Below are 25,694 nucleotides of genomic sequence, written 5' to 3'. Positions count from 1 at the left end.
TAGCTCCAGAGCGACCTTAACCTTAAATGGCGTTGGATGCTTGCGTTTGATATTACCCATAGATTTAGACTAATTATGCCAATATCTATATCTTAGCATACTGTCTAAATTTTGGGGTTAGGCTTAACCCGTCATCGTCATCAGCCGCGAAGTCGACGAACCCGTCACCGAGATTCCGCCGGAAGTGAGGAGGAGACTCATCCTCTCCCACCTTGAAGACAACGATATCCCCGACGAGGTGCTGGAAGCCCTCGGCATCAAAGACGCCGTCGCCGGCATCCAGGAAACCCTCGGAACCAAACCCGCCATCACGGAAGGAGGAGAAGGGGAGAAGGAAGAATCCTGATTCTCTCTTCATCCTATTAAAACACAAGCCTGCTTTACTTCGGTAAACGCAGGCTTCTTTTTTTAGCTAAAAACAAAAAACCCCCAAGGGGGTGGCCAGAGGGCCCTGCACAATTTCTCCGCCTATCGGCGGATCAATCTGCAGGGTAAAAATCGTCCGCCTCTTTTGCTTTGTAAAAGGGCGGATTGCTCTCTCACACGCTCGCAAAACCCTCTTTTCTTTTTCTGCAACACCATGTCTTTAATTTTGGTGAATGAGACAAAAATGGGTGGCTAGAGAGAATTGAACTCTCGTCATCTGCGCCACAAGCAGATGTTCTACCATTGAACTATAGCCACCATGATATAATTATTTTACTCTTACATCTTTATTATGCACTAAATAATGACAATTGCGACATAACCAGACTAAATTATCTATTTTATAATTCTTTCTATCACTATCTTTGTGATGGATAATTAAAACTCTTTTATCTTTTATGCCACAAATCTTACACCTGGGAAAAATTTTATTTTCCCTCATTATACGATAATAGATAAACTCACCTCCGCGCCAATTTGAATGAAGTTCGCCAATATAATACTTATTTCTCCATATGGTTTGGCATCTTTTACTGCAAAAGAATTTTTGACTTTTTGAAGCTCTTAACTCTTTCGGCATTTTCCAAACTTCTTTACCGCATATTTCGCAAATAACATATTTACCTTTTCTCTGACCTTGATATTGGCATTTCTTAGAACAATATTTACCATATCCCAGCTTTTTATGGCTCGGCTTAATATGAAAATTTTTACCGCATATTTTACACTTTACAATAGGCATATATCCTTATTATAGAGCGAATTACCAGTAATGTCAAACAACAGCTTTGTGGATACTTCTACTTGTCTAACGTTGTACTATAGACACCCCTTCAGGGTTTATTCTAATTTTTTAATCTATCCGCTACAAACTATAAAAATAAATTTTATCTTTCCCATCTTCTAAAACTTCTTCCGGCTTTATTTCGGGAAAAGGAAACTGATAGCTGATAATCTTTAAACCCGGTTTGCCTTCCGCCTTGATTTTATCCTCTAACTTCTTCATCGTCAAGTTATTTAAATAGCAGTATAGGACATCGGCCTGGCTTAAATCAACTTTAAAAATATCTTTCTTTTTTATGATAATTTTACTCTTGCTTAAGCTGTTTTGGATTCGGGCAATCAGATAGGGCAGGAAAGAATACTCAAAACCGACCAGTTTGGCTTTGGGGAATTTTTTCCGGGCGGCGCGCAAGAATCCGGCTTCGCCGCAGCCCAATTCGTAAATAACCCCGTCTTCTTTTAATTCCAGCTTGGCAATAATTTTTTTAATAACTTCTCTTTTGGTGGAAATAAACGGGGCAAAGCCGCGAAAAATGATATTGTAAAATTGAATCAGAAAAAACACCGCAAAAACAATAAAAAAGAGCATAGTAATAATTTGAACGGCCAAACTTAAATAATTCATATGATTAGGGGGCTGTCGTCAAATGTGCTTTTGAAGCGAAAATTTTAAAAATCGAGAAAAATTTTTCAAGAAATTTTTGAGGTTTATATGGAATATAAGCTGAAAAAATTTTTGAAGAATTTTACCGATTTTTGGAATTTGCAGCCAAAATGACATTTGGCGACAGTCCCTCATTTAAAAATAATCCGTACGCCCAGAGGGAGTCGAACCCCCATAACCAGCTTAGAAGGCTGGTGTTCTATCCGTTGAACTATGGGCGCAAAATATAAATCCCGATTACTCGGGACATATTAAATAATAGCAAAAATAAAGGAAAAAGTCAATGTAATTCGCAAAACTATGTCTAATTATAGCTCTTACCGCAGACAACAAATCTGTAGTTTGCGTAAAATAATTTCTAATTTATCCGTCATTTTTATATTATTTTATCCCGCCACTTAATTTTAATTAAATAGTGGGCGGGATCCCGCCTGCCCCGCTCCTGCGGCGGCTTAGGCGGTGATTATTTTATTTTTAAACTTCTCTGCCTCACCGCTTCAAATAAAATTATGGCCGCGCTTACAGAAACATTTAAAGAATCAATCTTGCCGGCCATGGGAATCCTGATTTTTTCTTTAGCCGCAGAGAGCCAGCCCTGGCTTAGGCCCGGATGCTCCTCGCCCATTATAATCGCAGTTGGCCCCTTATAATCAGCTTCCGTATATAATTTTTTCGCTTCCGGAGTGGAGGCCAAAGATCTAATTTTATTTTTAGCCAGCCACTCTTTAATTTCTTCCGCTCCGGTTACCGCTACCTGATTGGTAAAAACCGCGCCGAGGCTGGCCCGAATAATATTGGGATTATAAATATCGGTTTTCGGGTCAGCCACAATTACGGCGTCAACTCCGGCCGCGTCCGCGCTGCGCAGAATCGCGCCCAGATTGCCCGGCTTTTCTAAAGACTCTAAGATTATAATTAAAGGATTTTTATTTAATTTAATTTCATCCAGCTCTAAATATTTTGGTTTGCCTAAGGCCAAAAATCCGTCCGGATTTTCCCGATAAGAAATTTTTTCAAAAACTGCCGAGACAACGGGCGTAATCATTTCTTCCGAAAGGCCGGCTATTGTTTTACTCCCGGCAAAATCTTGGGAGTAAAACAATTCAATAATTTCCAATCCGGCTTGACGAGCCATCTCTATTTCCTGCCGGCCTTCAATTATAATCAATCCTTCTTTTCTTCTTTCTCTCGGTTTCCGCAGCTTTATTGTTTCTTTAATTTTTGGATTTTGAGCGCTAGTTATTGTTTCCCTCATAAAACATAAATAATTATTTAATCGCCACATTCCTTCTGTCATTCCCGCGGCTTTTAGTCCCCATGAAAACGGGGAGGGAATCCAGTCTGCCTGCCGGTAGGCAGGGAGAGAACCGCACTAATTATAAATTATAATAATAGCCTGCAAAATGTCTGTGCTATTTAGCCCTAGATTCCGGATAGGCTTCGCCTTCCGGAACGACAAAGAAGGGCGCGTTATGCGTTATGCGTTATGCGTTCCACGTTACGCGCTATGTGTTACGCGACTTTTTCTCTTTTGAATAAGCAAAGTAAGAATAACCAATCGTGCCGAATAATAATATAACCATAGCGGCGATAAACACGGGTAAACGCCAGCTAATCGGCAAGAAAGAATCAAGGGTGATTAAAAGACCGGCGAGCATAAAGGCCTTACCGCCGAAGCGATGGGTCTTGTCCCAAACTTCCTCGGAAGACAGCGTCCAGGGCGTACGGATGCCGACAAACCAATTACTCTTGATTTCTTTCATATAAATGCCGATAACTATAAAAAGCAGGCCGACTCCGACTGGCACAATAACGCCGATGGGAAGATTGTGCCCCAAGCCGTTCAGACTGGTGGCAAAATAAAGGATGGCCATAAAAACAATTATGATGCCCTTGAAAATATGGTAAACTTTTCGGAACTGGCCATATCTTTCTTTTTTCGGATCAATAAAAGGCAGAAACATAAACAATAAATACATGCCCGCCATCACGGCCGGGATAATAAAAGCGGAAGAGCGCGGACCCCAGCTGTCCACTTCCCCGGCAAAATTCCAATGCGTCGGCACTCTCTCCGGAAAATGAGCATAAAAATAAAACGAAGAAATTGCTGTCGCTAATAAAATTAAAAGCGGCAAAATTTCTGTTTTTATGGTTGGTTTAATAGGATTTGGCATAAAAGTATAGCGGGACTTTCACCGAAGAACCTCTTTCGGGGATAAAATTTCATAATTTTGAGGAAATTTTGGGCCGAATACGGGATTCGGCGACATTCCCATAAACCAAATTTTCCTAATTTTTAAATTAAAATATTTGGAACATTTGATTAAGGCGGTTAAATCGAACATTTGGACAACCATTTAAATTATACCATGCCTAAAATTTTTGCCAAAACAAAGCCCGATATCCGATATCAGGCTCTGTTTTTTAATAAAAATGGAGTATTGTTTAGTTTTGGCGCCACCAAAATGCCAATTTCTAGTTTTTGGGGTTTAAAATTGCGTCTATTTCCTCCTGCGTAAGCTGGTTGCCTTTCTTTTCTTCCGCTATGCCTAATTCTTTCTCTATGGTTCTTTGCGGATCCAAAATGAAATTAACTTCATCCTGGCTGTAACCATCGTTTTTTATTTCTTCTTCGGTTTTTTTGTTTAATTCGCTTCTCTTTTCTTCAACTTTTTGGCCAATATAGGCCTCTAGTTTTTTCTGCTCCTCTTCTGTTAATTCCTGCTGGCTCTTTTTTTTGCCGATTATATCCTCTATCTGCTCTTCCTGATATTTCGGGCTAAACCGATTTTTTATGTATAAAATGCCAAAAACTATAGCTACTGCCAAGACAACAACCAATAAAATTTTTAAAGCTGTTTTGGGATGCATAGGTTTAATTTAAATAAAAAAATAATAATATAAAAAATAAAATTAGTCTGAAATTTATAACTTCTTATATTATATCACAAAACAAACAAAAATCCAAGAACGAGCTTGGATTTTTTACTATTTGCGAAAAAGGGGTAAATTTTACGGAAAAACAGGAATTAACAGCTTTAAAAACTGAATAATTTAATTGTTTGCGCTATCTCTTCTTTTATGCCCTTGATGCAATCATATTTTTTTGCTTCTTCTCTGTTAACCCAGGCGTAATCGGTAAAACTCCCGCTTTCCGGCTTTACTTCTCCGCCTTTATATTCAACCGCGAATTTTACCAATATCACGGGAATCCCATCGGATCTGACAAAAGCTACGCTATTTATATATTTAAAATTATTTTCTATTTCCACCCCGGCTTCTTCCCTGGTTTCTCTAATTAATAAATCTTCTACGGCATTTTCAAAATCAAGCACATCGCCATTTATTCTCGTTGGCCGGTTTAAATCCATGTCTTCCCATTCTAATTTTCCGCCCGGCACCGCATATTTTCCCGGATGGACCTTTTCTCTCTCGTCCCTTTTCAAAATTAAACACCTCTTGTCGCTTTTCCGATAAACAACCACGTTGGCCACAAAATAAAAAAGTTTATTTATCTTGGCTTTATCCAAACTTATTTTAGTCGCGGGCATATTTTTTTGCCCCCTTTCGGCAAAGGCCTGCCTGCCGGTAGGCAGGGGGTTAGGGGGATTTTTTAGTCACGGCAGAGTCTTCTGCCTGGCAGCAGTCTCTTGAATAAAGGGCTGCTGCTTGATCAAAATTATGAATTAATTTTTAATAATTTCCATCGCTTTGCCATTAATCAAGGCATCGGCGATTTTTTTATAAGCCGAAGATAATATTCTTTGATAAGTGCTTTGCGAGGTATTCATTTTTTTGGCCGCTTCTTTCTGTTCAAAATTATTTATATGTCTTAGGCGGTAAGCTTCCACTTCCTCAACGGTTAATTTCACAATCTCAAGATCCCTCATGGGCACGCCTTGAGGTTTGAAATAAGTAATATTCGGGTTAAAGCTAATTTTTCGGCAAAGCCTTGGTCTGGGCATAGATATTGAAAAATATGATAAATTTGCTATTATTTACTTAATGAAAGAGGGCTGCCCGGCCTCCGCAAGGAAGGCCGGTCCCAAACGCCTTCTTTTATTTTTTTAAGGACTTTTTTTCGGCTCTGACGGCTTCTAACTCTTCTTCAAGCATCTTTTCTTCTTCATCTAAGGATTGCTGTTGGTTTTTGGGAGAACGAAAAAAGCTTCTCCAACCAAAACCGCGGCCGCCCCATCCCGTTCTCATTCCGCCGCCGCAAGGTCCCAAACCGCGGCCGGTCATCGGCCCTTGTCCCATTGGACCTGTTCCATTTAATCTAGGCATATATTTTCATTTAATCTTTAATTATAAAGGCAATTCGACCTTTTTATCTTGCCTATTATGAATATACACCCAAAACTATTTCTTGTCAAGGGCTAGGCATGCCCCGGACCAAATGTAGAAATTTATTTTAGATCTTTAGATTCCCTGTCGTTTCGTCTCGCCCCTTGAAGTCCCGAGTTTGCCGAGGGACGAAGTTGGTTCAACCCCGCTCTTCGCGAAGGGCGGGAATAAGCCCCTTTAGTTAGGGGGGCTTGCCTACCGGCAGGCAGGGACTAAAGGGGATTTTTCCTCCCCCTTGCCAAGGGGGAGGTTAGGGGGGGGCAAGACGAACGAAACGGGTGAAGATGAAGAGAATATTGATACATCCAACTAAGCTTTATTTTTGGTTTTTAGCCAATAGGCGGCCAAATAGGTGGAAATAGGCATGGACAAAGCCACGCCGACGCTGCCGACCAAAGTCCTTACTATTTCGGTCGCGACCATTTCGTTGTTTACGACTTGGCTAAAGGTCAGGAAGGGCTCCTGCTTTATGGCAAAGAGAAGCAGGAGAGGCAAAGAAGCTCCGGCGTAAGTTAGAAAGAGAGTGTTAACCATTGTTCCCAAATGAGTATTGCCAACTTTATAAGCCAGGGCAAAAACCTTGTCTGACGGCAATTGCGGATTAGCTTCTTCGATCCTTTTAACGGTTTCCATTTGCCCGACAATTATATCATCCAAAACCCCGATAGTTCCGATTAGCATTCCGGCAAGCAAAAGGCCTTTGAAATTAATCGCTTGCTGGCCAATCCCCATTAGAAAAGCCGCTTCTTCCTGGGCCAGTCCGGTTAAACGGGCCAAGCCGGTAAAAATTATTGATAACAGCAAAGTGATGATTAAAGAAAGTAAAACGCTGATAATGGCCAGATGCGATTTTCTGTTCCAGCCTTCGGTTAAATAAATTATCACCGCCAAAATAGCCAACGAGCCGAAAATACTTACAAGCAAGGGGTCGTCTCCGGCCAAAATCCTGGGCAGGATAATTTTAATGATTATAAAAAAACTTATTGCGAGACTAACTAACGCTTTGAATCCCTTCATCCTTCCGATAGCGATAATTATTAATGTAAAAAGAAAAGCCAAAAAATACAAATATCCCCTTCTGACAAAATCTATAATATAAAATTGTTCATTATCGCCTTCTTGAGTTGCGCTCCTTTGCACAAGCACCCGATCATCTTCTTTATAAATATTGGCGTTAGCCACAATTATTTCGGAAATTCCCTTATAAATTATTTCCCGCTCTTTCCATTCCCCCTCCAAACCTTTCAAAAGAATATCTTGCTGAATAATCTTCCCGCCCTTTTCTCCTGTAATTTCCCGCTCTTCTAAAATTTCAATGACTCTGGCTTCAAAAATTTCATCAGCCACAACCCCGTAATCTTCCGAAAATTCCTGGGCGAAAACGGTTGTTGAAAAAAATAAGACAAATAAAAACAAAACAAAAAATATTTTTTTATATTTTTTACGCATAAATTTAAAAGTAAAAATTGGCGGCGTCAATGTCTTTGATTCCGAACTAAAAATATTTCAAATTAACCCCCTTGTTCTGAAATTAAGGAAAAAAGGTTAATCCTAAATGGTTTGATATTTCCGAATCAATTCTTGTAAAAATATCAGCTTACTAATCTTTTTTAATTAAAATTTTTCTAATTTGCCTTATTAACAGATAAATACTTCCTGCTATAATTGACCAAAAAATGATTAATGCGAGTAAAAACCCCTGCGAATTGTGCAGGTTTAGTTTTACCAATAGGGGAAGAAACGGTAGTTGCGATTTTAAATAATCAAAAGACTTGTTATATTTGGGGTTTAAATTTGTTTCAAGATAGGGAAATTGTTTTTTAAGATCATTAATTACCGCATTGAGTTTTTCCTCCATATATTTTTTTGCTTCCGGATTAGCTTCGGTAAATTCCGCCTCACTCAATTCTGGTTCAATCTCAATAAATTTTGCTCTTGCCCACCAGATGCCGACATCAACATTATCAAAAGAAATTGACATAAAAGGCACATCGTCTTTCTCAAAATATATTCTTCTCCTTAGATCATGAACGGTTAATATTGGTCGCATTGAATACGCCTCTAATCCTAATTTTTCTAATTGTTCCTTAAAATTTGAACGATCAGAAAATTTTACAATTCCAATCATGGGGTGCTGGTCATCGCGAGTTTTTATTTCTTTAGGATATTCAATGTCAAATTTTAATTCACCACGCTCTAATTCATTATCCGATATGTTATTAATTTTTATTTGCATTAATTCTCGTCCACTTTTTGGATCATCTGGATTAGTCAGATTAATTCTTTTTCGGAGGCGAACTCCGCTTTGCATTGAAATAAGTTTTAAATCAGGAGTATCAAAATAAGTATCGGTAAATTGTTCATTATTATAGTATGCGGTGAGTGATGAATCTAGCGATTGAACAAACTCTTTGTTTTCAATATATCGTCTATATAAATATTCCCAAACTTCATCGGCTTTATTCAGAGGGACAAAAATTTTATCCTCTTGTTCTATTCTAAGATCATCAAAATAGTTAATGTCTATGGTTTTTATTTGCGCATTAGATATGGTAAAGATGGAGCTAAATAAAAATAAGCAGGCTAAGATAATAATTTTAGTTGTTTGGCGAATCATAAACTTAAAAAGTATAAACGTTCAAAATTAAACATTCGGCGGAGAGGGAACCCAAACCCTCGAAGGGTTTTCGCCCTTGCCTCTTTTTCTCGACCCCGCAAGAAAGCGGAGGGAGTGAGATTCGAACTCACGGTCCGCTTGCGCAGACAACGGTTTTCGAAACCGTCCCATTCGACCACTCTGGCATCCCTCCGCTCTTCTGCGGGGCAAGGCGGTACCTTTCTGCCAAGGGCAGAAGGCAGGACTCGAGCCACCCCTCCTCGTCAAGTAAATAATATAATTTTAAAATTTGTTCTATTGCTTTTTTGTTAATTCCTTAATTTCTTCTTTTCTCAACGGCCGCCACTGCTTTTCCGGCAAATCCCCTAATTCCAAACTGCCGATAGAAAATCTTATTAAATCTTCCACTTCCATTCCCATTGCTTTAAACATTCTTCTTATCTGCCGCTTTTTTCCTTCGGCTAAAATTATCTCAAACTTGTTATCCCCGATATATTTAATTTTTTTTACCACAACGATTCCATCTCCTTCGCCTATATCAACCCCCTGTTTAAAAACACTTTCAATATCTTTGGTTTTTAATTTTTGATTTTTGGTTTTGACAATGTACTTTTTCTCATGCCCAAACCTGGGATGAGTAATCCTTTGCGCTAAATCCCCGTCATTAGTAAGCAAGATCAGGCCCCGGCTGTCTTTATCCAGCCGGCCAGCTATAAAAAGCCGCTCTTTCCGTCCGATAAGGCTAAAAATGTTCTTTTCGCCGGAAAACCGGCGGCTGGTGCAGGTATAACCAACCGGCTTATTCATTTTTATATAAACTTTCTCTTTTGGCAAGCCTATATTTTCTTTGCCAATTTTTATTTCATCTTTCTCTCCGGCCTTCATGCCCGGGCGAGCGATTTTCCCATTAACAAAAATTTTGCCTTGTTTTATCAGCTCTTCCGCCTTGCGCCGGGAACAATATCCGGATTCAGCAATAAATTTTTGTAATATTATTTTCATTTAGTTTAAACTTGTTTAAAAATATATGTTTTCGTAAACTGCAGAAAACACAAAAAACACAAAAATACTCTTACTTAGTCGTGTGTTTTCGTGTTTTCGTGTTTATATTTATTAGTATCATGCGCATCCATTCGTATATTTGTATCTGCTAAGCTGACTATCGCCACCATTACCCAAAACATCACGGCTAAATCATTTTTAAAATAAGGCACATCAACTAAACCATGCGCTATTATCACGACCATTGCGCATAATAACCCTAAAATAACAAACTTGTCTTTATTACCCCTAACAGCTAAAAGCTTAAAGCTAACAGCTAAATATTTCCCAATAATCCAACTAAACAACAATACCCCCGCCAGTCCCAATTCAGACCAGAAATTCAAAAAAATATTGTGGGGATATAAATAAATCTCTGTCGGTTGCCAGACTTTGGCCCGATATTCGGCGTTAAAAACGGTTTTTCTGTGCCAATCCGGATCATTGTAATCCCTAAGAAAAATACCCTCCTGGTGATATGGCGCTATGGATTTCTGATAATTGGCCAGCCCGGATCCGCTAATTAAACGGCTATCTTTAAGCATTTCCCAAGTCTCCTTCCATTGCTGCTGCCTTATCTGCAAAGATTTGCTATATATGGTTTTCTCCAAAGCAAAATTCCGCAGAGGGAGGTAAGCTAAAATTCCCATAGCAACGGCTAAAGCAAAAATTATTATTCCCCACTTCATTCTTTTCCCGCCGGCCAAAAAGATAAAAATAGCCAACCCGGCCGCTATTCCCGCCAACGCGCCCTTAGACTTGGCAAAATAAACCGCTAACACAGAAGCAACAATTGTTAAAATAATAAGCAATCTTTCTGCCCCAAATCGCATATCTGCGATCTGTGTCTTTTTAAAATTGTGTATCATCCAACCGCAAAAAAGCAAAACCAACGGCCCCAAATATAACCCGACGGCATTCGGATAGCCGAAAAAGGAAACCGCCCGCCGCTGGCCGGCCGCGGCCCAAAAATCATTAAAAATTAAATCGCCGGAAAGACCTTGATAAATCGCCAGAACCGATACGGCCAAAGCCGAAACCGCCAACGGCCATAAAATTTTTTCAATCCCCCCCCTTAACAAGGAGGGGTTAGGGGAGGTTTGATAACTTTTATCTGTGATCCGTGGTTTAAAAACATTTAGTATTAAAATAAACAAGAGTACCGGTTCAAAAAAATAGGCTTTCCAAATTCCCAAAGCGCTGTCGCTAAAACCAGACACGCCCGCGGCTATAAAAGAAATGATTAAGAGCAAAACAATTTCTAAGCCAAACGGATAGGCTAATCTTTTTTTTCTGTTTTCTCTAAATTCATGCCAGCCGTATTTGCCTCTGATAAAATTTTTAAATTCTGTCTGGAAAATAAACCAAATAAAAAAAGAAGCTAAAATCATAGCTTCCAGTAAAGTAAAGGGAACGCCTAAAATTTTAAATCTGATTAAATAAAAAGGCAGGGCGGCCAAAATTAACATCACGGCCCAATCCAGCCTGATTCTAGCCAGAATTAAATAGAATACGATGAAAATAAAAATCAAAACATCCATATGACAATTTAGCGATTTAAGCAATAAATAATTAACCTGCTAAGCGTTTCACGTTATGCGTTACGCGTTATGCGTTACGCGTTATGCGTTACGCGTTATGCGATAACCAGCATATACAGCCCAATGCTTATTAAAGAAACGCCGATAATCTTTTGCAGCATTACCCCGCCGCCAAGCTCTTCCTCCAAAATATGGGGATATTTGGCGGACAAGAATAAAACTAAAAAAATTAAAAATACATATTGGACTCCCTGCAAAGAATTAACCAGGGCCACATTGCCCAAGCTGATAGCCCAGTTAATCATAATAAAGGCCAGCCCGGCCAAGAGCCTTATGGAAATGAAAAAAGCTAAATTTTTCGGGGTCTTTGCGCCTCTTTGATATTCCACGATTGGTTTACGCCAGCCAGGTATGAACAGAATGAGCAAAGCGCCAAGAAAAGTGCCCAGCCGCGACCAGACAAAACCGCCTATAAAAGGCTGGCTAAGGTAAATGTATTTTATTAAAACATAATAAACCGCGAAAAATAAAGCTGAAATGACGGAATTTAAAATTAATCTTCTGGCTGGCCGATATTGGGCGTGAATTCCCCCCAAAATATCACCGAAAACTCCCCGAAACCGATTCCACATTTCTCCTATCTTATAAAACCTGGTGTGCTTTACCGAAATCAGTATGCCGCCGTTAATCAAAACCAAAAAGGCCAAAAGCTGCCGTTCCGTCAAAGTCTCGCCTAAAAACAAAAAAGAAAGAACAAAAGAAAAAATCGGGACTAAAGCGCCGACAATCGGCACGACTCGGGTCGCTTCGCTCTGATGCAGGGCCTTATACCAAAAAACCAAGGTGATTAAAAATAACATTCCGGCTAATAAATCAAGGCCCAACTCCCGTCCGGAAGGAACCCATGGGTCAAACAACAGTAAAACCATATTGAAAATACTCCAAATGCCGACTAAAAAAGCGTAAATAATGGAAGAATGGATTTTTTTAGACAGTAAAAACTTGTCGGCAATATATACGCCGGCATTAACGAAATATGAACTAACAGCTGCGATTAACCACATGACTTTGGGATTATTGTGATTATTAGGATTATTGAGATTCTTGAGATAAAAGAATCCCGAAGATCATAAAAATCTTAAGAATCCTAAAAATCCCACAATATATAATTATTTTTGCAAATCTCGGTATACACCTTCGCGCTTGGCCGAGCAGTCCGCTTAAAGGTTTTTCTGTCTAATTCATACAATCCGAATTTCGGGCCATAACCCTCGGCCCATTCAAAATTATCAAGCAAGGACCAGTGAAAATAACCGCGGACATCTACGCCTTCGCTCATAGCTTTATGTATATATTTTAAATGCTGTTTGATGAAATCCGGTCTTTTTTCGTCTGCGGCGTCAGCCAAGCCGTTTTCTATAATAATAATCGGTTTTTTGAATTTAGCTAAACTTTTTAAAATGTGATAAATTCCCTGCGGATAAATCTCCCAGCCCATATCCGTAACGCTTTCGTTTTTATTCTTTTTAAAGGGCGGATACCAAACTATCCGGTCATGGAAATAATAATCCAGGCCGATATAATCAAGCTCGCTCTTGATTTTATTTAAAAATTTCTCGTTCCAAAAACAGGAAGCCAGTTTCACCAGTCCTTGTTCAATGGGACACCAGTTTCTGGCCGGCTCAAAATAATTCATTATCTGGGTTATGCTCACCTTGGCTTGCGGACATTTATTATGAATTATTTTATAGGCTTCTGTGTGGGCCCTTGCTAAATTCTTAAAAACCTTCAGGGCGGCAAAAATTGATTTTTTATTAGGCGGAAATTTTCCGGTTATATGGCCGCCGGCCACATGAATCATGGGTTCGTTTAAAGTTATCCAATAATCCGCCAAATCACCAAGCTCATCAGCTATTAATTTAACATAACGGGAAAAATAATCCACTGCTTCTTTGTTGGACCATCCTCCCTTGTCAGCGAGCCAGACCGGATTGGTCCAGTGCCATAAAGTTAAGACCACTTTTAAATTATTAGCTTTCAGGTTTTCCAAAATCTTCCGGTAATGCTCTATTTCTTTTAAATCCCACCTGCCTTGTTCCGGCTCAATTCTGGCCCACTCTATGCCCAAACGATAAGCTCCGCAATTTAAATCTTTTACCAACTTTGCGTCTTCTTCATATCTGTGGTACGAATCGCAAGCCTGCCCGCAAATAAAATCATCGGGATTTTTGCCCTTTCTTTCCAGTTTATTAACTCTGTCTTCCGATTTCTCCCATCGGCTCCAATCATTAACAATTCCGCCCTCTATCTGATAAGCGGAAGTGGATACTCCCCAAAAAAAATCCTCGGGAAATCTTAAAATTTTTTGTTTGTTTTCCAACATATTTTCATTATATCATTTTTAAGGGGTGCCACCAACTAAGCTAAAAAAGCGGCTAATGAATATTTTTTGCTTAAAAAGGCAAAAGAATGTAAAATATAATAAAACTCCCGTTACTTTTCCTGTTCTTTATCGTTATATTTAGCAGAAACAAATAAATTGAAAACCCTATGTTTAATTTCACTTCTCTGTTAAATAAAACGAAAAACAAAAAGGAACGGCGGGACATCTATAACCTATATTTAAAGCGCGGACAAACATGGAAATCAATGAAGAAAAAATCATTATCAAATGCCAAGCAGGCGATTTAGCTGACTTCGGCTGCCTGTATGATAAATATATAAAAAAAATATACGATTTTGTCTATTACAAAACCCTGCACAAGGAAACGGCCGAAGATTTAACCAGTAAAACTTTTTTCAAAGCCCTGGAAAACATAAATAATTACAGTTCAACAAAGGGGTCTTTTTCTTCCTGGCTTTACAAAATCGCCAGAAATACGGTTATAGACAATTACCGAACCGAGAAAAAAACAATTGATATTACTGAAATTTGGGATTTGAAAAGCGATGAAGACATAGAAAAAGACGCGGGAAACAGGCAACAGCTTGAAGAAATAAAAAAATATTTGGATAAGCTAAAGCCGGAGCAAAAAGAAATCGTTATTATGAGAATCTGGGATGGGCTGTCGTACAGGGAAATAGCGGCCATTACCGGAAAAAGCGAAGCTGGCTGCAAAATGATGTTTTCTCGGACAATAGCAATTTTAAGAAAGGAAATGCCTTTGGCTCTTTTTATCTTATTACTCTTAAAATTAAAATAATATGAATAATGAACAAATAAAAAAAATTCTGGATGATCTTTATCTGATAGATCCGGAATTAAAAAAATACGAAAAAGACTTGGCGGAAATGATAAAAAAAATATTGGAATCGCGGCCCAATACCAAATTTGACGAAAAATTCGCCCAAAGATTAAAAAAGGAAATAATGGAAAAAATAAAAAAAATGAAAAATCAGGAAGAGAAAAACGCCCGGCTATTTTTCAACTTTAATTTTATGAAAAAATTTTCTTATGCGCCGGCAGGAATTATTATCTTGCTTCTGATAATAGCTCCGGCCGCTTTTTACCTAACCAAAAAAAATATTGATCTGGCTTATAATACCTTGAAAATCTCGGCCTTGAAGGAGGGCGCTTTTGGATCTTTGGCGGCGCAAGATCAAACGGCATCAACCCAGGCAGATGCCAGGTCGGAAGGCGGAGGCGGCGGAGAAATGATATTCGGCAGAGGCGGAGGCGGAGGCATGGGCGCAGCCAGCGATATTGGCTTTCCCGCCCCGGAAATAGTGAATTATAACTATATTTACAAAGGCGAAGAAATAAACATTTCCGGCGAAAACGGAAAAATGGAAGTTTACAGGAGAAAAAAGAGCCAAGAGGGGGTTTACCAGCTGGCCAAAAACGTCTTGGGAAAAATAAATTTTGATTCAGTTGACTTAAAAAAATTTAATAATACAAAAATCACTAATTTCAGCCTGGCCGAAGAACGCGATTTTGGATATATGGTAAATTTTGATCTTGAAAAAAATATGGTTTCAATTTTTTCCAACTGGAATAAATGGCCCAGACCGGACAGCCATTGCCGCGACCAGGCCTGCTTTGACCAACACCGGCTGAAAATAAATGATATGCTGTCTGACGAGGAAATTATAAAAATCGCTGAAGATTTTGTGAAAGAATATAAAGTCAATTTGGATAATTACGGGCCGGGGCAAGTATTTGACTATTGGCGGTATTATTATGAAACGGCTGGGGATAAGGAAAATGTTTATATACCGGAATCTGTATCCGTAATCTACCCCCTGAAGCTCAACGGAAAAACCCTTCATGATGGAAGCGGATTCCCAAGCGGTTTGTCAGTAGAGATAAACATCAGATATAAAAAAGCTTCCGGCTTGATCGGCATGACTCTGCAGAATTACGAAGCCGCCGCCTATGAAATAGAAGCCGATAGCCAAAAAATTATTAACTTAGCCGAACAAGGTGGCTTTTATGCGGGTTACAGGAATCTCAATCCGACTAAAGTAATTGACGTAGAATTGGGAACTCCCGCTTTGGGGCTAATGAGCCATTGGAAATACGACCAGGGAAAAACAGAGGGTGAAGAATTGTTTGTTCCGGCTCTTATTTTTCCGATAGAAAAAACCTCCGAAGAAACCCCTTATCTTTTTCGGAAAAATATCGCGATTCCCCTTGTTAAAGAAATTTTAGAAGAAAGGGAAAATAACGATTACCTGATCGGCATTCCGGAAATAAAACAATAAAAATCAAGCAAATAAAAAATCGCGGACGCTCCGCGATTTTTTATTTTATGAAATCTTGTTTTGCTTTACGCTCTTTCCACATATTCCCCGGTTTCCGTATTTACTTTTATAGTATCGCCTTCATTGACAAACATCGGCGCGTTTATCTTGGCTCCGGTTTCAAGTTCAATCTGCTTATTAACGTTGCCGGCGGAATTTCCCTTTATCCCCGGGGGAGCGCTTACCACTTTTAAATTCATTTTTACCGGCAAATTTATCGCCACCGGCCGCCCGGAAAAATAAAAAGCGTCAATGTCAGTGCCTTCTTTCAAAAATTTTTGCTTATCTCCTATTTGCTCTAAGGGCAGGTCAAACTGCTCATAAGTCTCATTGTCCATAAAATAAACCTGACTTTCATCTTTGTACATAAAATTGGCTTTTTTTATTTCTGTTTCCGCCTCTTCCGCTTTTTCATTTCCCTGAAAAGTCTTCTCTAATATATTTCCGGATATCAGATTCCTTAATTTGGTTTTTAAAACCGCGCCGCCCCGCCCCATTTTGTGATGGTCGGTTTTTACAACAACATAGGGCTCATCTCCGATCTTTATGACTTTTCCTATTTTTATCTCGCTTAAACTCAACATAATAAATCAACAAATTAATGCTTGCTAAATCCCCTCAAATTAAAGGCCTTAGCGATGTATAAAACCCAACAAAGCCATTACCCGGGAACGTTTTATGGCTGTGGCCAGTTTTCTTTGATGCCACGAACAGACGCCAGTTCTCTTGCGCGGTAAAATTTTCATATGAAAATTCACGAACCGGCGCAAAGTCCTGGTATCCTTGTAATCAATTTCATCCGCGTTATTAACGCAGAAAAAGCACTCTTTGGTTTTTTTTATCGGATTTTCATTATTCATAGTTATTTTAATTCACACATAAATTACAAATTATTACGAACTAAAAACATACTACTAAATATTTCTACAAAAATTTGTCCCGCCACTTTATTATAATATTAGTGGGCGGGATCCCGCTTAGGCGGTGATAAATTTGTAATAGATTTGTAATTTGTAAAGTTAAAAAGGAATATTTTCCACCTCTATTTCTTCCTCCTCCGGGTTATCTCCGCCTCCAACCGGCTGCTCGGAATCAATAATCGGTTCGCTTGGGTAAGAAGGCTGCTCCGTCGGCATCGGCGGCCGACTCGGGGAAGCGGCGGCGCCATAACCGGTTCCGCCCCCAGCTCTATCCAGCATAATCATATTTTCGGCAATAATTTCCGTCCGGTACCTCTTTACTCCGTCTTGGCCAAGCCAATCGCGAGTTTGAATCCTGCCCTCAATAAAAACTTTCGCTCCCTTGCGCAAATACTGCCCGCAAATTTCAGCCAATCTCCTCCAGGCGACGATATTATGAAATTCAACCCTTTCCTGTTTTTGGCCCGATTGGTCTGTCCAAACAAAATTAGTAGCCACGGAAAAAGTGGCAACGGTCTGGCCGGAAGGAATGTTTTTCACCTCCGGATCCCGAGTTAGATTACCAATAATCATGGCTTTGTTTAGATTCATACGTTTTTTATTTAATTATTAATTGATTGATTGAATTTTGATTTTTCAAGTTGACCCGGATTGTCAATATTATTATAGCAAATCTTTGGTGTCCAGGATATCATCTAGTTTTTCATCCAAATCTTTTAATTCCAGCTTCTTCTCCTTGTCTTTGCCTTTGTTTTTCTCTTCTTCGGCTTTTTTCTCCTTGGCTATGTTTTTGTCGGCGATTTTCTCTGATATTTTCTTCTCTTTTTCCAGCTGCTTGGCGGTTTTTATTTTCTTCTTAACAATCTGAAAACGGATAACGTCGCTTGACATCCGCAAGGTTTTATTGATTTTCGCCAATTTTTCCCCGTCCAAATTAAACTCCAACAAGCTGTAATAACCATAGCTATTCTGCTTTATGGGATAAGCCAGCTGCTTTTTCCCCCAAAATTCCGAAAAAGTAATAACACCCCCCTCGTCAGTAATAATTTTTTTTACTTTATCAGTAATTAAATTGGCTTCTTCTTCCGTAAATTTATTGGGAATTATAAAAAGAAGCTCGTAACGATAAAACTCTGAAGATTTTGTCTTTGACATAATATTAACATAATGCGAAGGCTACAAATTTTAATTCGCTCCATTCGCTTTATTTGTTCAAATTTGCGATTAAATAAAACCCCCAGTATTCTCGCGATAGCTTGGAGGTTAGAGAATACCTTTCCTTCCTATTAAAAGGAGGGATTATCTAGGATCACTAGAATATTGGGAAGGTTAGCCCCTTTTCCTTTTTCTCCCTTTCGCTAAAGGCCTGCCTGCCGGTAGGCAGGGGGTTGGGGGATTAAATTCAATTGTGTTTTTACCTTATCACAGGTTAAAAAAAATTGCAAGACAATAGATCTACCCCCTTGATAAAGGGCCTGCCTGCCGGTAGGCAGGGGGTTGGGGGATTTAAAAAAGGCTCAAATCGATTATTTCGATTGAGCCTTCTCTCTTTTGTTAAAAAAGATCGTTATCTCGCAAGCGTCATTTTGTGAACACTCGTGAAATTCCCTGCCGTGATTCGGCAAAGGTAGATTCCTGATGAAACCGCCAATCCGGTTTCATCCCGACCATCCCAGACAACCGAATGGACTCCGACTGTTAGTCGTCCATTGACCAGTGTCCTGACTTTCTGGCCCGCAACGCTGTATATATCAAGCGCCACCGGATTGTCAGAACTTACCGTGAATTCAATCGTTGTGCTGGGGTTAAACGGATTAGGGAAATTTCCGCGGAGATTGATGCTCTGCGGCGTTTCCTCGGTCTCGACTGATGTCGGAGTTCTGTCATCAAAACTGGAAACGCCTTGATCCGTCAAAAACCATTTCACGCTATTTTTATCGACAAAGATCGCCCGGATAAAATTACTAGGTAAACCGTTCGCGGGGGAATGGATTTCCCAGGTCCTGCCGTCATAACTGCGTAGGCCAAGATCAGTTCCAAGCCATTTCGTATTGTTGCTATCAACAGCAATCGACAGTACGCTTCCATGACAGAAAATTTCTTGATACGAGTATTTTTTCCAGGAAACGCCGTCAAAGCTGAATACGGCACAGTAAGGATAAAAATACATGGTCGCAAACCATTTAACATTGTCCTCGTCTACTGCGATTGTGCTTATATTGTTGGTATTCAGTCCATCAACTTTGAATTGCTTCCATGTTTTCCCATCGTAGCTGAAAATGCCGTCATTATAGATTAGCGAGCACCATAATACTCCGTCATGATCCACTGCCAGCCCGGTAATACAATTACCGTCATAGGCGCGGTTAATATTCTTGGGAAAATAAGTCTTCCACGTAGTACCGTCGAATCGCGAAATGCCGCCCACAGTCCCGAACCATACGACATTATTTTTGTCGATCGCGATGTGTCGAACACGGTCATCCACCAAGCCGTCTTTTCCCGTATACGTCTTCCATACCGCAGGGATATTCCGGTTAGAGTCATCATACATGGAAACGCCCTTGGCGGTTCCGAACCATTTTTTGTTATCCCGACCCACTGCGATCGCCGTAATGTGATTGCTGACAAGCCCATTCTTTTCAGAAAGTATAGTCCCGCCATGGCCATCCAAGCTGAAAACACCTTTCATTGTTCCAAACCATTTGATGTTATTGTTATCAACGGCGCCAGTGCTTGGGATAAGGTCAACATTATCCGAACTTTTTAAGAGGGGATACGTTGTCCAAACACCTTCCGCGGACACGGAAGAATCAAAAACGACGAGGACGAGAATAAATAAAATCGCCGGAACCAGACCAAGAACTTTGCGGATAAACATAAGATGCTCCCTTCTTTTTTTTGGTTTTAAGTTAGGTTTTAGAGAAACTGTTTTTTCATCAATTCTTATTGTTTTTCCCCTTTCTTCGGATTTGTTATGGTTTTTGTGGTTTTTATGTTATTTTATAGTTTTCAAAGGACATTTTGGTATTATATCATAATTAACAAATATTGTCAATAAAAATTGCAAAAAACAGCTTATTTTGCTAAAATTTAATTATAAATCAATGAAAAATTATTTGTAATATTTGTATTAAGATTTGTAATTTGTAGACTATGCAATATTTCTTTATTTTAGGCAACAATCCGACTCTGTCTCTGACTGAACTTTCAGCGGTTTTCGGCTTTGATAAAATTCAGGGATATTTGGCCGCGCCCGAAGTTTTTATCCTAGAAACCGGGCAGGAAATAAATCCGGCAGAACTTATTAAAAAATTAGGCGGAACCATAAAAATCGGATTAATTACAGACAAAGCTAATCCTGACAACCAAGCTATTATAAGTCAAGCCTGTGATTTAGCGGGCAAACAGGAAAAAGCCGGCAAATTTAAATTTGGCTTATCTTATTATGGCGGGAAAAAGCTAAATCTAAAGCCGATCGGCATGGAAATAAAAAAATATCTAAAAGAAAAAGCCGTAAGCTGCCGCTGGGTAGTCAGTAAAGAAAAAACCTTATCCAGTGTCGTTGTAGAGCAGAATAAATTAACTTCTAAAGGAATAGAAATCGTTTTAATCCAGGACGATAATAAAATTTTAATCGGCAAAACTTTAGTTGTCCAGCCTTTCAAAGAATTGTCTTTCCGCGACTATGGACGGCCGGCTCGTGATGATGAATCCGGCATGCTGCCGCCAAAGCTGGCCCAGATTATGATAAACTTGTCTCAAGCAAAAACGGAAGATACAATCATAGATCCTTCCTGCGGTTCCGGCACGATTTTGACCGAAGCCATGCTGATGGGCTACAAAAATTTAATCGGCTCCGATATCTCTAAAAAAGCAATTGAAGATACAGAAAAAAATGTTAAATGGATAATTGAAAATTGGAAATTGAAAATTGGAAATTTAAAACTTTATCAACTAGATGCACAAAAAATATCTCAAGAGATTAAACCTGATTCAATTAATTATATAATTACCGAGCCTTATCTCGGCCCGCAGCGGGGAAAAATTGATATAAAAAAAATTGCCCAAGAGCTGAAGCAACTTTACACAAAATCGTTAAAAGAATTTTCTAAAATTTTAAAACCAAAGGGACGGATAGTTATGGTCTGGCCGGTTTTTCGCATATCGCGCAACGCGCAACGCATAACGCCAGACATTGGCGGGTTTAAAATAATTAATCCTATTCCGAAAAATTTACGAGAAAATGAAATTATTAAATTAACGGATAGAAATACAATAATTTACGGACGCGAACAACAAAAAGTCTGGCGGGAAATTGTAATACTGGAAAAATAAAAATAATAAAAAAACATCGGAGTCAAAATCGGTGTTTTTTATTTTATTCAAAAATTTAAATGCCCAATATCTAACACCTAACATCCAATAACTACCGCGACACTAAAAAGTGGCAGATATCTCCGTCAGCAATAATATAATCCTTGCCCTCGGTCCTCAAAAAACCCTTTTCCCGCGCTCTTTGCTCTCCGCCGGCTTCAATAAATTTCTGCCAATTTATTACCTCGGCTCGGACAAAACCTTTGGAAAAATCCGTATGGATAACCCCGGCGGCTTCCGGCGCTTTTGCCCCGTTTTTAACGGTCCAGGCCCTGGTTTCATCCAAACCGGTGGTAAAAAAAGTGATTAAATTAAGCAATTTGTAAGAAGCTTTGACGAGTTTAGACAATCCGCTTTCATTAAGCCCTAATTCTTTAATATACTCCGCTTGCTCTTCCTCGGGCAGGCTGGAAATTTCTTCTTCTATTTTAACATTTAAACTTATTACTTCTCCGTCTTCAACTTTTAATTCCCCTTTTTTGCCATCGCTATTTAAAACATAAATAATCGGCTTGACTGTCAGAAGATTTAAAGATTTAACCAATAGATTTTCTTCGTCATTCAAACTAAGCTGGCGGGCCGGTTTCCCTGCCCCTAAAATTTCTTTTAACCTTGCGAGCAAATCAACAAGTTTAATTAACTCTTTGTCTCCGCTTTTGGCTTCTTTGGAAACTTTAGCCAGCCTTTTCTCAACCGTCCCCAAATCAGCCAGGATCAATTCCGTGCTAATGGTTTCCCTGTCATCCGCCGGGTCAATTTTGCCGCTTACATGGATGACATTCTCATCGTTAAAGCCCCTAATCACTTCGCAGATAGCGTCGCACTCGCGGATATGGGACAAAAATTGGTTGCCCAGCCCCTCGCCGGCGCTGGCCCCTTTCACTAAGCCGGCAATGTCTACGAATTCCACAATCGTCGGAATAATTTTTTTCGGTTTAGAAATCACCGCGATTTTTTCCAAACGCTCGTCAGGAACCTTAACCACGCCGACATTGGGGTCAATCGTGCAAAAAGGATAATTGGAGGCCTCGGCCTTGTTTTTGGTTAAGGCGTTAAATAAGGTTGATTTGCCCACATTGGGCAGGCCGACAATGCCGATTGATAAAGACATATCTTTAATTAAATCCTAAACTCTAAATCCTAAACTCTAAACAAATCATAATGACCAAAATCCAAAACTCCAAACGACAGTTTAAAACATTCGGTAATTTGAATTTAGAATTTGTTTAGAATTTAGAGTTTAGGATTTAGGATTTTATAACCAGGATTTAGGATTTAGTGCTTAGAATTTTACGCTTAATTTCATCTTAAGATTTAACCTAAATAAAGTCAAATAAAAAGGGGCCCAGACAGGCCCCTTCTTTTATATGAAGTAATGAATTTTTAGGCCAAATACTGAGCCCCAGCCTCAAAGGCCTATTCCTTGATCCATCGTGAAGATAGATAAGAAAATCCCTGCCCTTCGAGGATAAAAGCTTTTCTGCCGACTTGAGAAAAGACAACTTTTTACCGATTTGCGGTAGAACCCGAAGATAATTTTTTTAAAATTACCAAATCCTACCATTTTTTTGTTTTTGTTTTTAAATTTGCTACGTCGGCGTTAGCAAAAATAAATCAGTAAAAAGCAAAGAAATTTCTCTAAAAAACTGTTTTTTAGGAAAATCTCTTTAAAAATATTGAATTTTAAAGAATGTTTTTTTATTGTTCTATTATTATAATACCATACAAAAACAAAAGAGTCAATTATTATCTGCTTTAAAAAAATTTGCTAAAATAAGCCAATATTTGTTTAATAATATTTTTTATAATTTTAAAATACTTAGTTTTCCACACTTAAGTCTATTAAAATGTGGACTTAAGTCTATTACTTATCCACATAAATAACAAGTTATCCACAACCCCATACATACTTAAGTCTACTATAACGTGGACTTTACTGATTTTTACTATACTAAATCTTTTGAAAACATAAAAAAATAAGTCCACTAAAATGTGGACTTAAAAAACTAAATTATACCAACCCATACTTAAGAAACATCCAATTTAACGCTTAAGGTTAACTGTTAACAGTCTCTTTGGAGGCCTGAGCGGGAATCGAACCCGCGATTGAAGTTTTGCAGACTCCTGCCTTACCACTTGGCTATCAGGCCAATCCTTACCACTTGCCTGCCCGCCGAAGTTCCGACCGTTTAAACGGTCGGAACGAAGGAGGGGCTATCAGGCCAAAGAATTGATGAGATATTATAAATATATCAGAATTTCCTTTTAAAAACAAGGAAAAATCCCGCATCCTTTTTTAAAACTAAATTCAAAAAGGCGCGGGATAAACAAAAAACCCCTTTTAAAAAGGGTAATGCTAATTTTCTAAATCTTAAATTATTAAATAATTCATTCTAAAATCTCAATTTTTGCTAACTTTACGCCAAAATTCTTGGCATCCTGTTTTTCCACCATCCAAACATCAACTCTATCGGAAAACCGGGCATTCATTCTGTCCCGCACCACGAAAACTTTATCTCCGAACAAATCCGGGATCCTTACCTTGGCGCCGAACCTTAAAAAATTAGCCGCGATCGTATCTTCTTCCCCATGCTCGCAGACATTAAAGCCATTGGCCGTAATGCAGGGGGAGTCGTCGCATTGCTCAACTTCTGAATTATAAGCCGTAATAACCCGATGAACCACCTTTTTAGCCGCCCAGATATTGTTTTCCGGCAAATGGTTAATAATCACCGGCCCCGGCTGGCTTATCTCTTCCAGGGCGATTTCAGCTAACATTTCTTGCGTTTTAGCTTCTTCAACCGCTTCATAAGCCAAGGCTGGCATAGGGAAAAGGAAGAACTCAAAGAAAAATACTAAAATTAGCAAAAAAATTAATTTTTTTGCCTTATTTAAGGATATAATTTTTTCCCGATTTTGCTTTAAAGCCTCCATTTTTGTATATAAAAATCCCTACTTTTCCAATAATATGGAAATATGTAGGGATTTTCTTATCTATACTAATATCTTATCACAGGTAACAAAAAAAGTCAAGCTTGACAGAAATCTCTATCTATGCTACTATAATATAACAATGTTCTTTGAGAAAATATTGTATTTTGACTATATTCTTGTTGGAAAATCACACTCACCCTTAGAAAGAGGGTTCTAAAATGAAAAGGATAGTACTTATACTGATCGCCATAGCAATTCTGGCAAATCTTAATGGTTGCTTTTATATGTATGGCCAGGCGAGAAGAATCGGCGAGGTCAGGGTCCAGGAGCAGGAATTAGCTCTGACAAAACTGGAAAACCAGCCAGTCCTCGCCCATCGTGTTAATGGCTATAAAGGCATTGTTGCCAATTTAAACCAATATTTAGTCATTAACACAATAATCACCGGCCCGGAAAAAAGAAGTTATGCCCTGGCTCCCGGGCAGTGGGTTGAAGATTATCTGGTGTCGGGAGAATATACCGCAATATCATATCACGGCAACCGGGAAGTCGGGCGATGGACTTTCCCTGTCGGAGTGCAGATTCAAAATTATATGGGACAAAAGGTACACTGGTACACCTATTATAATAATTATTAAGGTGTACCAAAAAAGCGCTTGCAAAACAGGCGCTTTTTTATTCAAATAACTTATAGTTTATGGCTACTTGTTACCACTCTGACCGCCTCCGCCTCCCCCAAACCAATCCAAACTATTAAACACGAAGTAAGTAATGGCATAAGCCGAAACAACAATAATTAAGCCGATTGTCGCCCGCCAGATTGTTTCCTTGGCCTCGGTAAGCTTTTCTTCATTGCCGGACGCTGTCATCCACTTGTACCCGGCCGTGATCATCAACACCAAAAAAATAATGCCTAAAAGGCCCAAAAAGGCCTGGATGGCCACCGCCACGATTTGCCCCAAAGACATTTCATCAGCCGGAGCAAAGCCCGATTCACCTAAAAAAGCGTCTGTTTGCCCTTGCCCCGGACCAAAAGTCTGGGCCGAAACCAAATCAGCGATTCTGAAATTTAAAACAGACAGGAGTAAAAATGCTAAAAAATATCTCGCCCTGTTAGCCCCGTTTAGAAATTTATTTCTATCGGGGTTAATGGGGTTTGTTTTTTTAAATAATTTCATAATTTCAAATAATTAAAACTAACTTTAAGTACCAGGTGTAATACAACCTTGGCCATAATCAATCTGCCCAGGAGGACATTCTGCTGGAGGCGCCGGGGCAGGAGTTCCACTACTCCCGCTTGG

At 39.2% G+C, this 25,694-nt stretch carries 28 protein-coding genes and 4 tRNA genes; 5 read left to right on the top strand and 27 right to left on the bottom strand.

Going from position 1 to position 25,694, the window contains the following annotated elements; translation table 11 throughout:
• Positions 1-85: 85 nt before the first annotated feature.
• From PHQ42_01105 to PHQ42_01020, 18 genes are all read right to left on the bottom strand, one after another.
• Entirely contained in the window at positions 86-358 is a 273-nt protein-coding gene (locus PHQ42_01105; protein ID MDD5071312.1) for a hypothetical protein, read from the bottom strand.
• Between the two features lie 255 nt (positions 359-613).
• Positions 614-684 (bottom strand) — tRNA-His (locus tag PHQ42_01100).
• 10 nt (positions 685-694) lie between these two features.
• Positions 695-1,168 carry an HNH endonuclease gene (locus PHQ42_01095; protein MDD5071311.1) on the bottom strand — a complete coding sequence of 158 codons (474 nt, stop codon included), beginning with the start codon at positions 1,166-1,168 and terminating at the stop codon, positions 695-697.
• A gap of 123 nt (positions 1,169-1,291) precedes the next feature.
• Positions 1,292-1,834, bottom strand: coding sequence for a hypothetical protein (locus PHQ42_01090; GenBank protein MDD5071310.1), 543 nt, complete (start codon positions 1,832-1,834; stop codon positions 1,292-1,294).
• A 188-nt stretch (positions 1,835-2,022) separates the two neighbouring features.
• Positions 2,023-2,094: transfer RNA gene (locus PHQ42_01085), tRNA-Arg, on the bottom strand.
• A gap of 242 nt (positions 2,095-2,336) precedes the next feature.
• Positions 2,337-3,128 carry an RNA methyltransferase gene (locus tag PHQ42_01080; protein MDD5071309.1) on the bottom strand — a complete coding sequence of 264 codons (792 nt, stop codon included), beginning with the start codon at positions 3,126-3,128 and terminating at the stop codon, positions 2,337-2,339.
• Between the two features lie 250 nt (positions 3,129-3,378).
• The gene (locus tag PHQ42_01075; protein MDD5071308.1) at positions 3,379-4,047 is read right to left on the bottom strand and encodes an SdpI family protein; all 669 of its coding nucleotides are present in this window, start codon (positions 4,045-4,047) and stop codon (positions 3,379-3,381) included.
• A gap of 301 nt (positions 4,048-4,348) precedes the next feature.
• Entirely contained in the window at positions 4,349-4,744 is a 396-nt protein-coding gene (locus PHQ42_01070; protein MDD5071307.1) for a hypothetical protein, read from the bottom strand.
• 167 nt (positions 4,745-4,911) lie between these two features.
• Positions 4,912-5,424, bottom strand: a complete 513-nt coding sequence (locus PHQ42_01065) for an NUDIX domain-containing protein (protein ID MDD5071306.1) — start codon at positions 5,422-5,424, stop codon at positions 4,912-4,914.
• Between the two features lie 135 nt (positions 5,425-5,559).
• A complete protein-coding gene (locus tag PHQ42_01060) occupies positions 5,560-5,838 on the bottom strand; it encodes a DUF134 domain-containing protein (protein MDD5071305.1) in 279 nt (92 codons plus the stop codon).
• A gap of 94 nt (positions 5,839-5,932) precedes the next feature.
• Positions 5,933-6,160, bottom strand: a complete 228-nt coding sequence (locus PHQ42_01055; GenBank protein ID MDD5071304.1) for a DUF5320 domain-containing protein — start codon at positions 6,158-6,160, stop codon at positions 5,933-5,935.
• 369 nt (positions 6,161-6,529) lie between these two features.
• The gene (locus PHQ42_01050) at positions 6,530-7,669 is read right to left on the bottom strand and encodes a YibE/F family protein (GenBank protein ID MDD5071303.1); all 1,140 of its coding nucleotides are present in this window, start codon (positions 7,667-7,669) and stop codon (positions 6,530-6,532) included.
• A gap of 151 nt (positions 7,670-7,820) precedes the next feature.
• Positions 7,821-8,837: a CYTH domain-containing protein gene (locus PHQ42_01045; protein ID MDD5071302.1), complete on the bottom strand. Its 1,017-nt coding sequence runs from the start codon at positions 8,835-8,837 to the stop codon at positions 7,821-7,823.
• Positions 8,838-8,943: 106 nt separating this feature from the next.
• Positions 8,944-9,030, bottom strand: a tRNA-Ser gene (locus PHQ42_01040).
• 101 nt (positions 9,031-9,131) lie between these two features.
• The gene (locus tag PHQ42_01035) at positions 9,132-9,839 is read right to left on the bottom strand and encodes a pseudouridine synthase (protein ID MDD5071301.1); all 708 of its coding nucleotides are present in this window, start codon (positions 9,837-9,839) and stop codon (positions 9,132-9,134) included.
• A 74-nt stretch (positions 9,840-9,913) separates the two neighbouring features.
• Positions 9,914-11,419, bottom strand: a complete 1,506-nt coding sequence (locus PHQ42_01030) for an O-antigen ligase family protein (GenBank protein ID MDD5071300.1) — start codon at positions 11,417-11,419, stop codon at positions 9,914-9,916.
• Positions 11,420-11,514: 95 nt separating this feature from the next.
• Positions 11,515-12,483, bottom strand: a complete 969-nt coding sequence (locus PHQ42_01025) for an EamA family transporter (GenBank protein ID MDD5071299.1) — start codon at positions 12,481-12,483, stop codon at positions 11,515-11,517.
• A gap of 83 nt (positions 12,484-12,566) precedes the next feature.
• Positions 12,567-13,802: a family 1 glycosylhydrolase gene (locus PHQ42_01020; protein MDD5071298.1), complete on the bottom strand. Its 1,236-nt coding sequence runs from the start codon at positions 13,800-13,802 to the stop codon at positions 12,567-12,569.
• A gap of 256 nt (positions 13,803-14,058) precedes the next feature.
• Between PHQ42_01020 and PHQ42_01015 the strand changes: the two genes are divergently transcribed.
• Both PHQ42_01015 and PHQ42_01010 read left to right on the top strand, forming a co-directional pair.
• Positions 14,059-14,622 (top strand): RNA polymerase sigma factor, encoded by a 564-nt coding sequence (locus PHQ42_01015; protein ID MDD5071297.1) that lies wholly within the window; start codon positions 14,059-14,061, stop codon positions 14,620-14,622.
• 1 nt (position 14,623) lies between these two features.
• Positions 14,624-16,123, top strand: a complete 1,500-nt coding sequence (locus tag PHQ42_01010) for a hypothetical protein (GenBank protein MDD5071296.1) — start codon at positions 14,624-14,626, stop codon at positions 16,121-16,123.
• Between the two features lie 65 nt (positions 16,124-16,188).
• On the opposite strand, the gene efp is transcribed toward PHQ42_01010, so the two are convergent.
• The 5 genes from efp to PHQ42_00985 all read right to left on the bottom strand — a co-directional run bounded on the left by efp (position 16,189) and on the right by PHQ42_00985 (position 19,411).
• The gene (efp, locus tag PHQ42_01005; GenBank protein MDD5071295.1) at positions 16,189-16,746 is read right to left on the bottom strand and encodes an elongation factor P; all 558 of its coding nucleotides are present in this window, start codon (positions 16,744-16,746) and stop codon (positions 16,189-16,191) included.
• A 48-nt stretch (positions 16,747-16,794) separates the two neighbouring features.
• Positions 16,795-17,022 (bottom strand): 30S ribosomal protein S18, encoded by a 228-nt coding sequence (gene rpsR / locus PHQ42_01000; protein MDD5071294.1) that lies wholly within the window; start codon positions 17,020-17,022, stop codon positions 16,795-16,797.
• 159 nt (positions 17,023-17,181) lie between these two features.
• Positions 17,182-17,673, bottom strand: a complete 492-nt coding sequence (locus PHQ42_00995) for a single-stranded DNA-binding protein (GenBank protein ID MDD5071293.1) — start codon at positions 17,671-17,673, stop codon at positions 17,182-17,184.
• Positions 17,674-17,745: 72 nt separating this feature from the next.
• Positions 17,746-18,237: a 30S ribosomal protein S6 gene (rpsF, locus tag PHQ42_00990; protein MDD5071292.1), complete on the bottom strand. Its 492-nt coding sequence runs from the start codon at positions 18,235-18,237 to the stop codon at positions 17,746-17,748.
• Between the two features lie 412 nt (positions 18,238-18,649).
• Complete coding sequence (locus PHQ42_00985) at positions 18,650-19,411, bottom strand: T9SS type A sorting domain-containing protein (GenBank protein MDD5071291.1); 762 nt, start codon at positions 19,409-19,411, stop codon at positions 18,650-18,652.
• On the opposite strand from PHQ42_00985, the gene PHQ42_00980 reads away from it, so the two are divergent.
• Together PHQ42_00980 and PHQ42_00975 are read left to right on the top strand one after the other, a co-directional pair.
• Positions 19,403-19,852: a hypothetical protein gene (locus PHQ42_00980; protein ID MDD5071290.1), complete on the top strand. Its 450-nt coding sequence runs from the start codon at positions 19,403-19,405 to the stop codon at positions 19,850-19,852. The genes PHQ42_00985 and PHQ42_00980 overlap by 9 nt on opposite strands.
• A gap of 386 nt (positions 19,853-20,238) precedes the next feature.
• A complete protein-coding gene (locus PHQ42_00975) occupies positions 20,239-21,420 on the top strand; it encodes a methyltransferase domain-containing protein (protein MDD5071289.1) in 1,182 nt (393 codons plus the stop codon).
• A gap of 91 nt (positions 21,421-21,511) precedes the next feature.
• On the opposite strand, the gene ychF is transcribed toward PHQ42_00975, so the two are convergent.
• From ychF to PHQ42_00960, 3 genes are all read right to left on the bottom strand, one after another.
• Positions 21,512-22,570 carry a redox-regulated ATPase YchF gene (ychF, locus tag PHQ42_00970; protein ID MDD5071288.1) on the bottom strand — a complete coding sequence of 353 codons (1,059 nt, stop codon included), beginning with the start codon at positions 22,568-22,570 and terminating at the stop codon, positions 21,512-21,514.
• A 965-nt stretch (positions 22,571-23,535) separates the two neighbouring features.
• Positions 23,536-23,609: transfer RNA gene (locus tag PHQ42_00965), tRNA-Cys, on the bottom strand.
• Between the two features lie 238 nt (positions 23,610-23,847).
• Entirely contained in the window at positions 23,848-24,285 is a 438-nt protein-coding gene (locus tag PHQ42_00960; GenBank protein MDD5071287.1) for a hypothetical protein, read from the bottom strand.
• A gap of 326 nt (positions 24,286-24,611) precedes the next feature.
• On the opposite strand from PHQ42_00960, the gene PHQ42_00955 reads away from it, so the two are divergent.
• The gene (locus PHQ42_00955; protein ID MDD5071286.1) at positions 24,612-25,031 is read left to right on the top strand and encodes a hypothetical protein; all 420 of its coding nucleotides are present in this window, start codon (positions 24,612-24,614) and stop codon (positions 25,029-25,031) included.
• A gap of 63 nt (positions 25,032-25,094) precedes the next feature.
• Here the strand turns inward: PHQ42_00955 and PHQ42_00950 are convergent, their stop codons facing one another.
• On the bottom strand, positions 25,095-25,571 hold the full coding sequence (locus PHQ42_00950; GenBank protein MDD5071285.1) for a pilin: 477 nt from the start codon (positions 25,569-25,571) through the stop codon (positions 25,095-25,097).
• Between the last annotated feature and the right edge of the window lie 123 nt (positions 25,572-25,694).

This window comes from Patescibacteria group bacterium, assembly GCA_028711655.1.
Lineage (GTDB): Bacteria > Patescibacteriota > Patescibacteriia > Patescibacteriales > JAQTRU01 > JAQTRU01.
The sequence above is the reverse complement of the archived record's forward strand: the minus strand, read 5'-3'. Positions and strand labels throughout refer to the sequence as shown.

Bases quoted from the DNA above. Each gene is read 5' to 3' on its own strand.
- PHQ42_01105 (MDD5071312.1), bottom strand. From the start codon at position 358: ATGAAGAGAGAATCAGGATTCTTCCTTCTCCCCTTCTCCTCCTTCCGT.
- PHQ42_01095 (MDD5071311.1), bottom strand. From the start codon at position 1,168: ATGCCTATTGTAAAGTGTAAAATATGCGGTAAAAATTTTCATATTAAG.
- PHQ42_01090 (MDD5071310.1), bottom strand. From the start codon at position 1,834: ATGAATTATTTAAGTTTGGCCGTTCAAATTATTACTATGCTCTTTTTT.
- PHQ42_01080 (MDD5071309.1), bottom strand. From the start codon at position 3,128: ATGAGGGAAACAATAACTAGCGCTCAAAATCCAAAAATTAAAGAAACA.
- PHQ42_01075 (MDD5071308.1), bottom strand. From the start codon at position 4,047: ATGCCAAATCCTATTAAACCAACCATAAAAACAGAAATTTTGCCGCTT.
- PHQ42_01070 (MDD5071307.1), bottom strand. From the start codon at position 4,744: ATGCATCCCAAAACAGCTTTAAAAATTTTATTGGTTGTTGTCTTGGCA.
- PHQ42_01065 (MDD5071306.1), bottom strand. From the start codon at position 5,424: ATGCCCGCGACTAAAATAAGTTTGGATAAAGCCAAGATAAATAAACTT.
- PHQ42_01060 (MDD5071305.1), bottom strand. From the start codon at position 5,838: ATGCCCAGACCAAGGCTTTGCCGAAAAATTAGCTTTAACCCGAATATT.
- PHQ42_01055 (MDD5071304.1), bottom strand. From the start codon at position 6,160: ATGCCTAGATTAAATGGAACAGGTCCAATGGGACAAGGGCCGATGACC.
- PHQ42_01050 (MDD5071303.1), bottom strand. From the start codon at position 7,669: ATGCGTAAAAAATATAAAAAAATATTTTTTGTTTTGTTTTTATTTGTC.
- PHQ42_01045 (MDD5071302.1), bottom strand. From the start codon at position 8,837: ATGATTCGCCAAACAACTAAAATTATTATCTTAGCCTGCTTATTTTTA.
- PHQ42_01035 (MDD5071301.1), bottom strand. From the start codon at position 9,839: ATGAAAATAATATTACAAAAATTTATTGCTGAATCCGGATATTGTTCC.
- PHQ42_01030 (MDD5071300.1), bottom strand. From the start codon at position 11,419: ATGGATGTTTTGATTTTTATTTTCATCGTATTCTATTTAATTCTGGCT.
- PHQ42_01025 (MDD5071299.1), bottom strand. From the start codon at position 12,483: ATGTGGTTAATCGCAGCTGTTAGTTCATATTTCGTTAATGCCGGCGTA.
- PHQ42_01020 (MDD5071298.1), bottom strand. From the start codon at position 13,802: ATGTTGGAAAACAAACAAAAAATTTTAAGATTTCCCGAGGATTTTTTT.
- PHQ42_01015 (MDD5071297.1), top strand. From the start codon at position 14,059: ATGGAAATCAATGAAGAAAAAATCATTATCAAATGCCAAGCAGGCGAT.
- PHQ42_01010 (MDD5071296.1), top strand. From the start codon at position 14,624: ATGAATAATGAACAAATAAAAAAAATTCTGGATGATCTTTATCTGATA.
- efp (MDD5071295.1), bottom strand. From the start codon at position 16,746: ATGTTGAGTTTAAGCGAGATAAAAATAGGAAAAGTCATAAAGATCGGA.
- rpsR (MDD5071294.1), bottom strand. From the start codon at position 17,022: ATGAATAATGAAAATCCGATAAAAAAAACCAAAGAGTGCTTTTTCTGC.
- PHQ42_00995 (MDD5071293.1), bottom strand. From the start codon at position 17,673: ATGAATCTAAACAAAGCCATGATTATTGGTAATCTAACTCGGGATCCG.
- rpsF (MDD5071292.1), bottom strand. From the start codon at position 18,237: ATGTCAAAGACAAAATCTTCAGAGTTTTATCGTTACGAGCTTCTTTTT.
- PHQ42_00980 (MDD5071290.1), top strand. From the start codon at position 19,403: ATGATCCACTGCCAGCCCGGTAATACAATTACCGTCATAGGCGCGGTT.
- PHQ42_00975 (MDD5071289.1), top strand. From the start codon at position 20,239: ATGCAATATTTCTTTATTTTAGGCAACAATCCGACTCTGTCTCTGACT.
- ychF (MDD5071288.1), bottom strand. From the start codon at position 22,570: ATGTCTTTATCAATCGGCATTGTCGGCCTGCCCAATGTGGGCAAATCA.
- PHQ42_00960 (MDD5071287.1), bottom strand. From the start codon at position 24,285: ATGCCAGCCTTGGCTTATGAAGCGGTTGAAGAAGCTAAAACGCAAGAA.
- PHQ42_00955 (MDD5071286.1), top strand. From the start codon at position 24,612: ATGAAAAGGATAGTACTTATACTGATCGCCATAGCAATTCTGGCAAAT.
- PHQ42_00950 (MDD5071285.1), bottom strand. From the start codon at position 25,571: ATGAAATTATTTAAAAAAACAAACCCCATTAACCCCGATAGAAATAAA.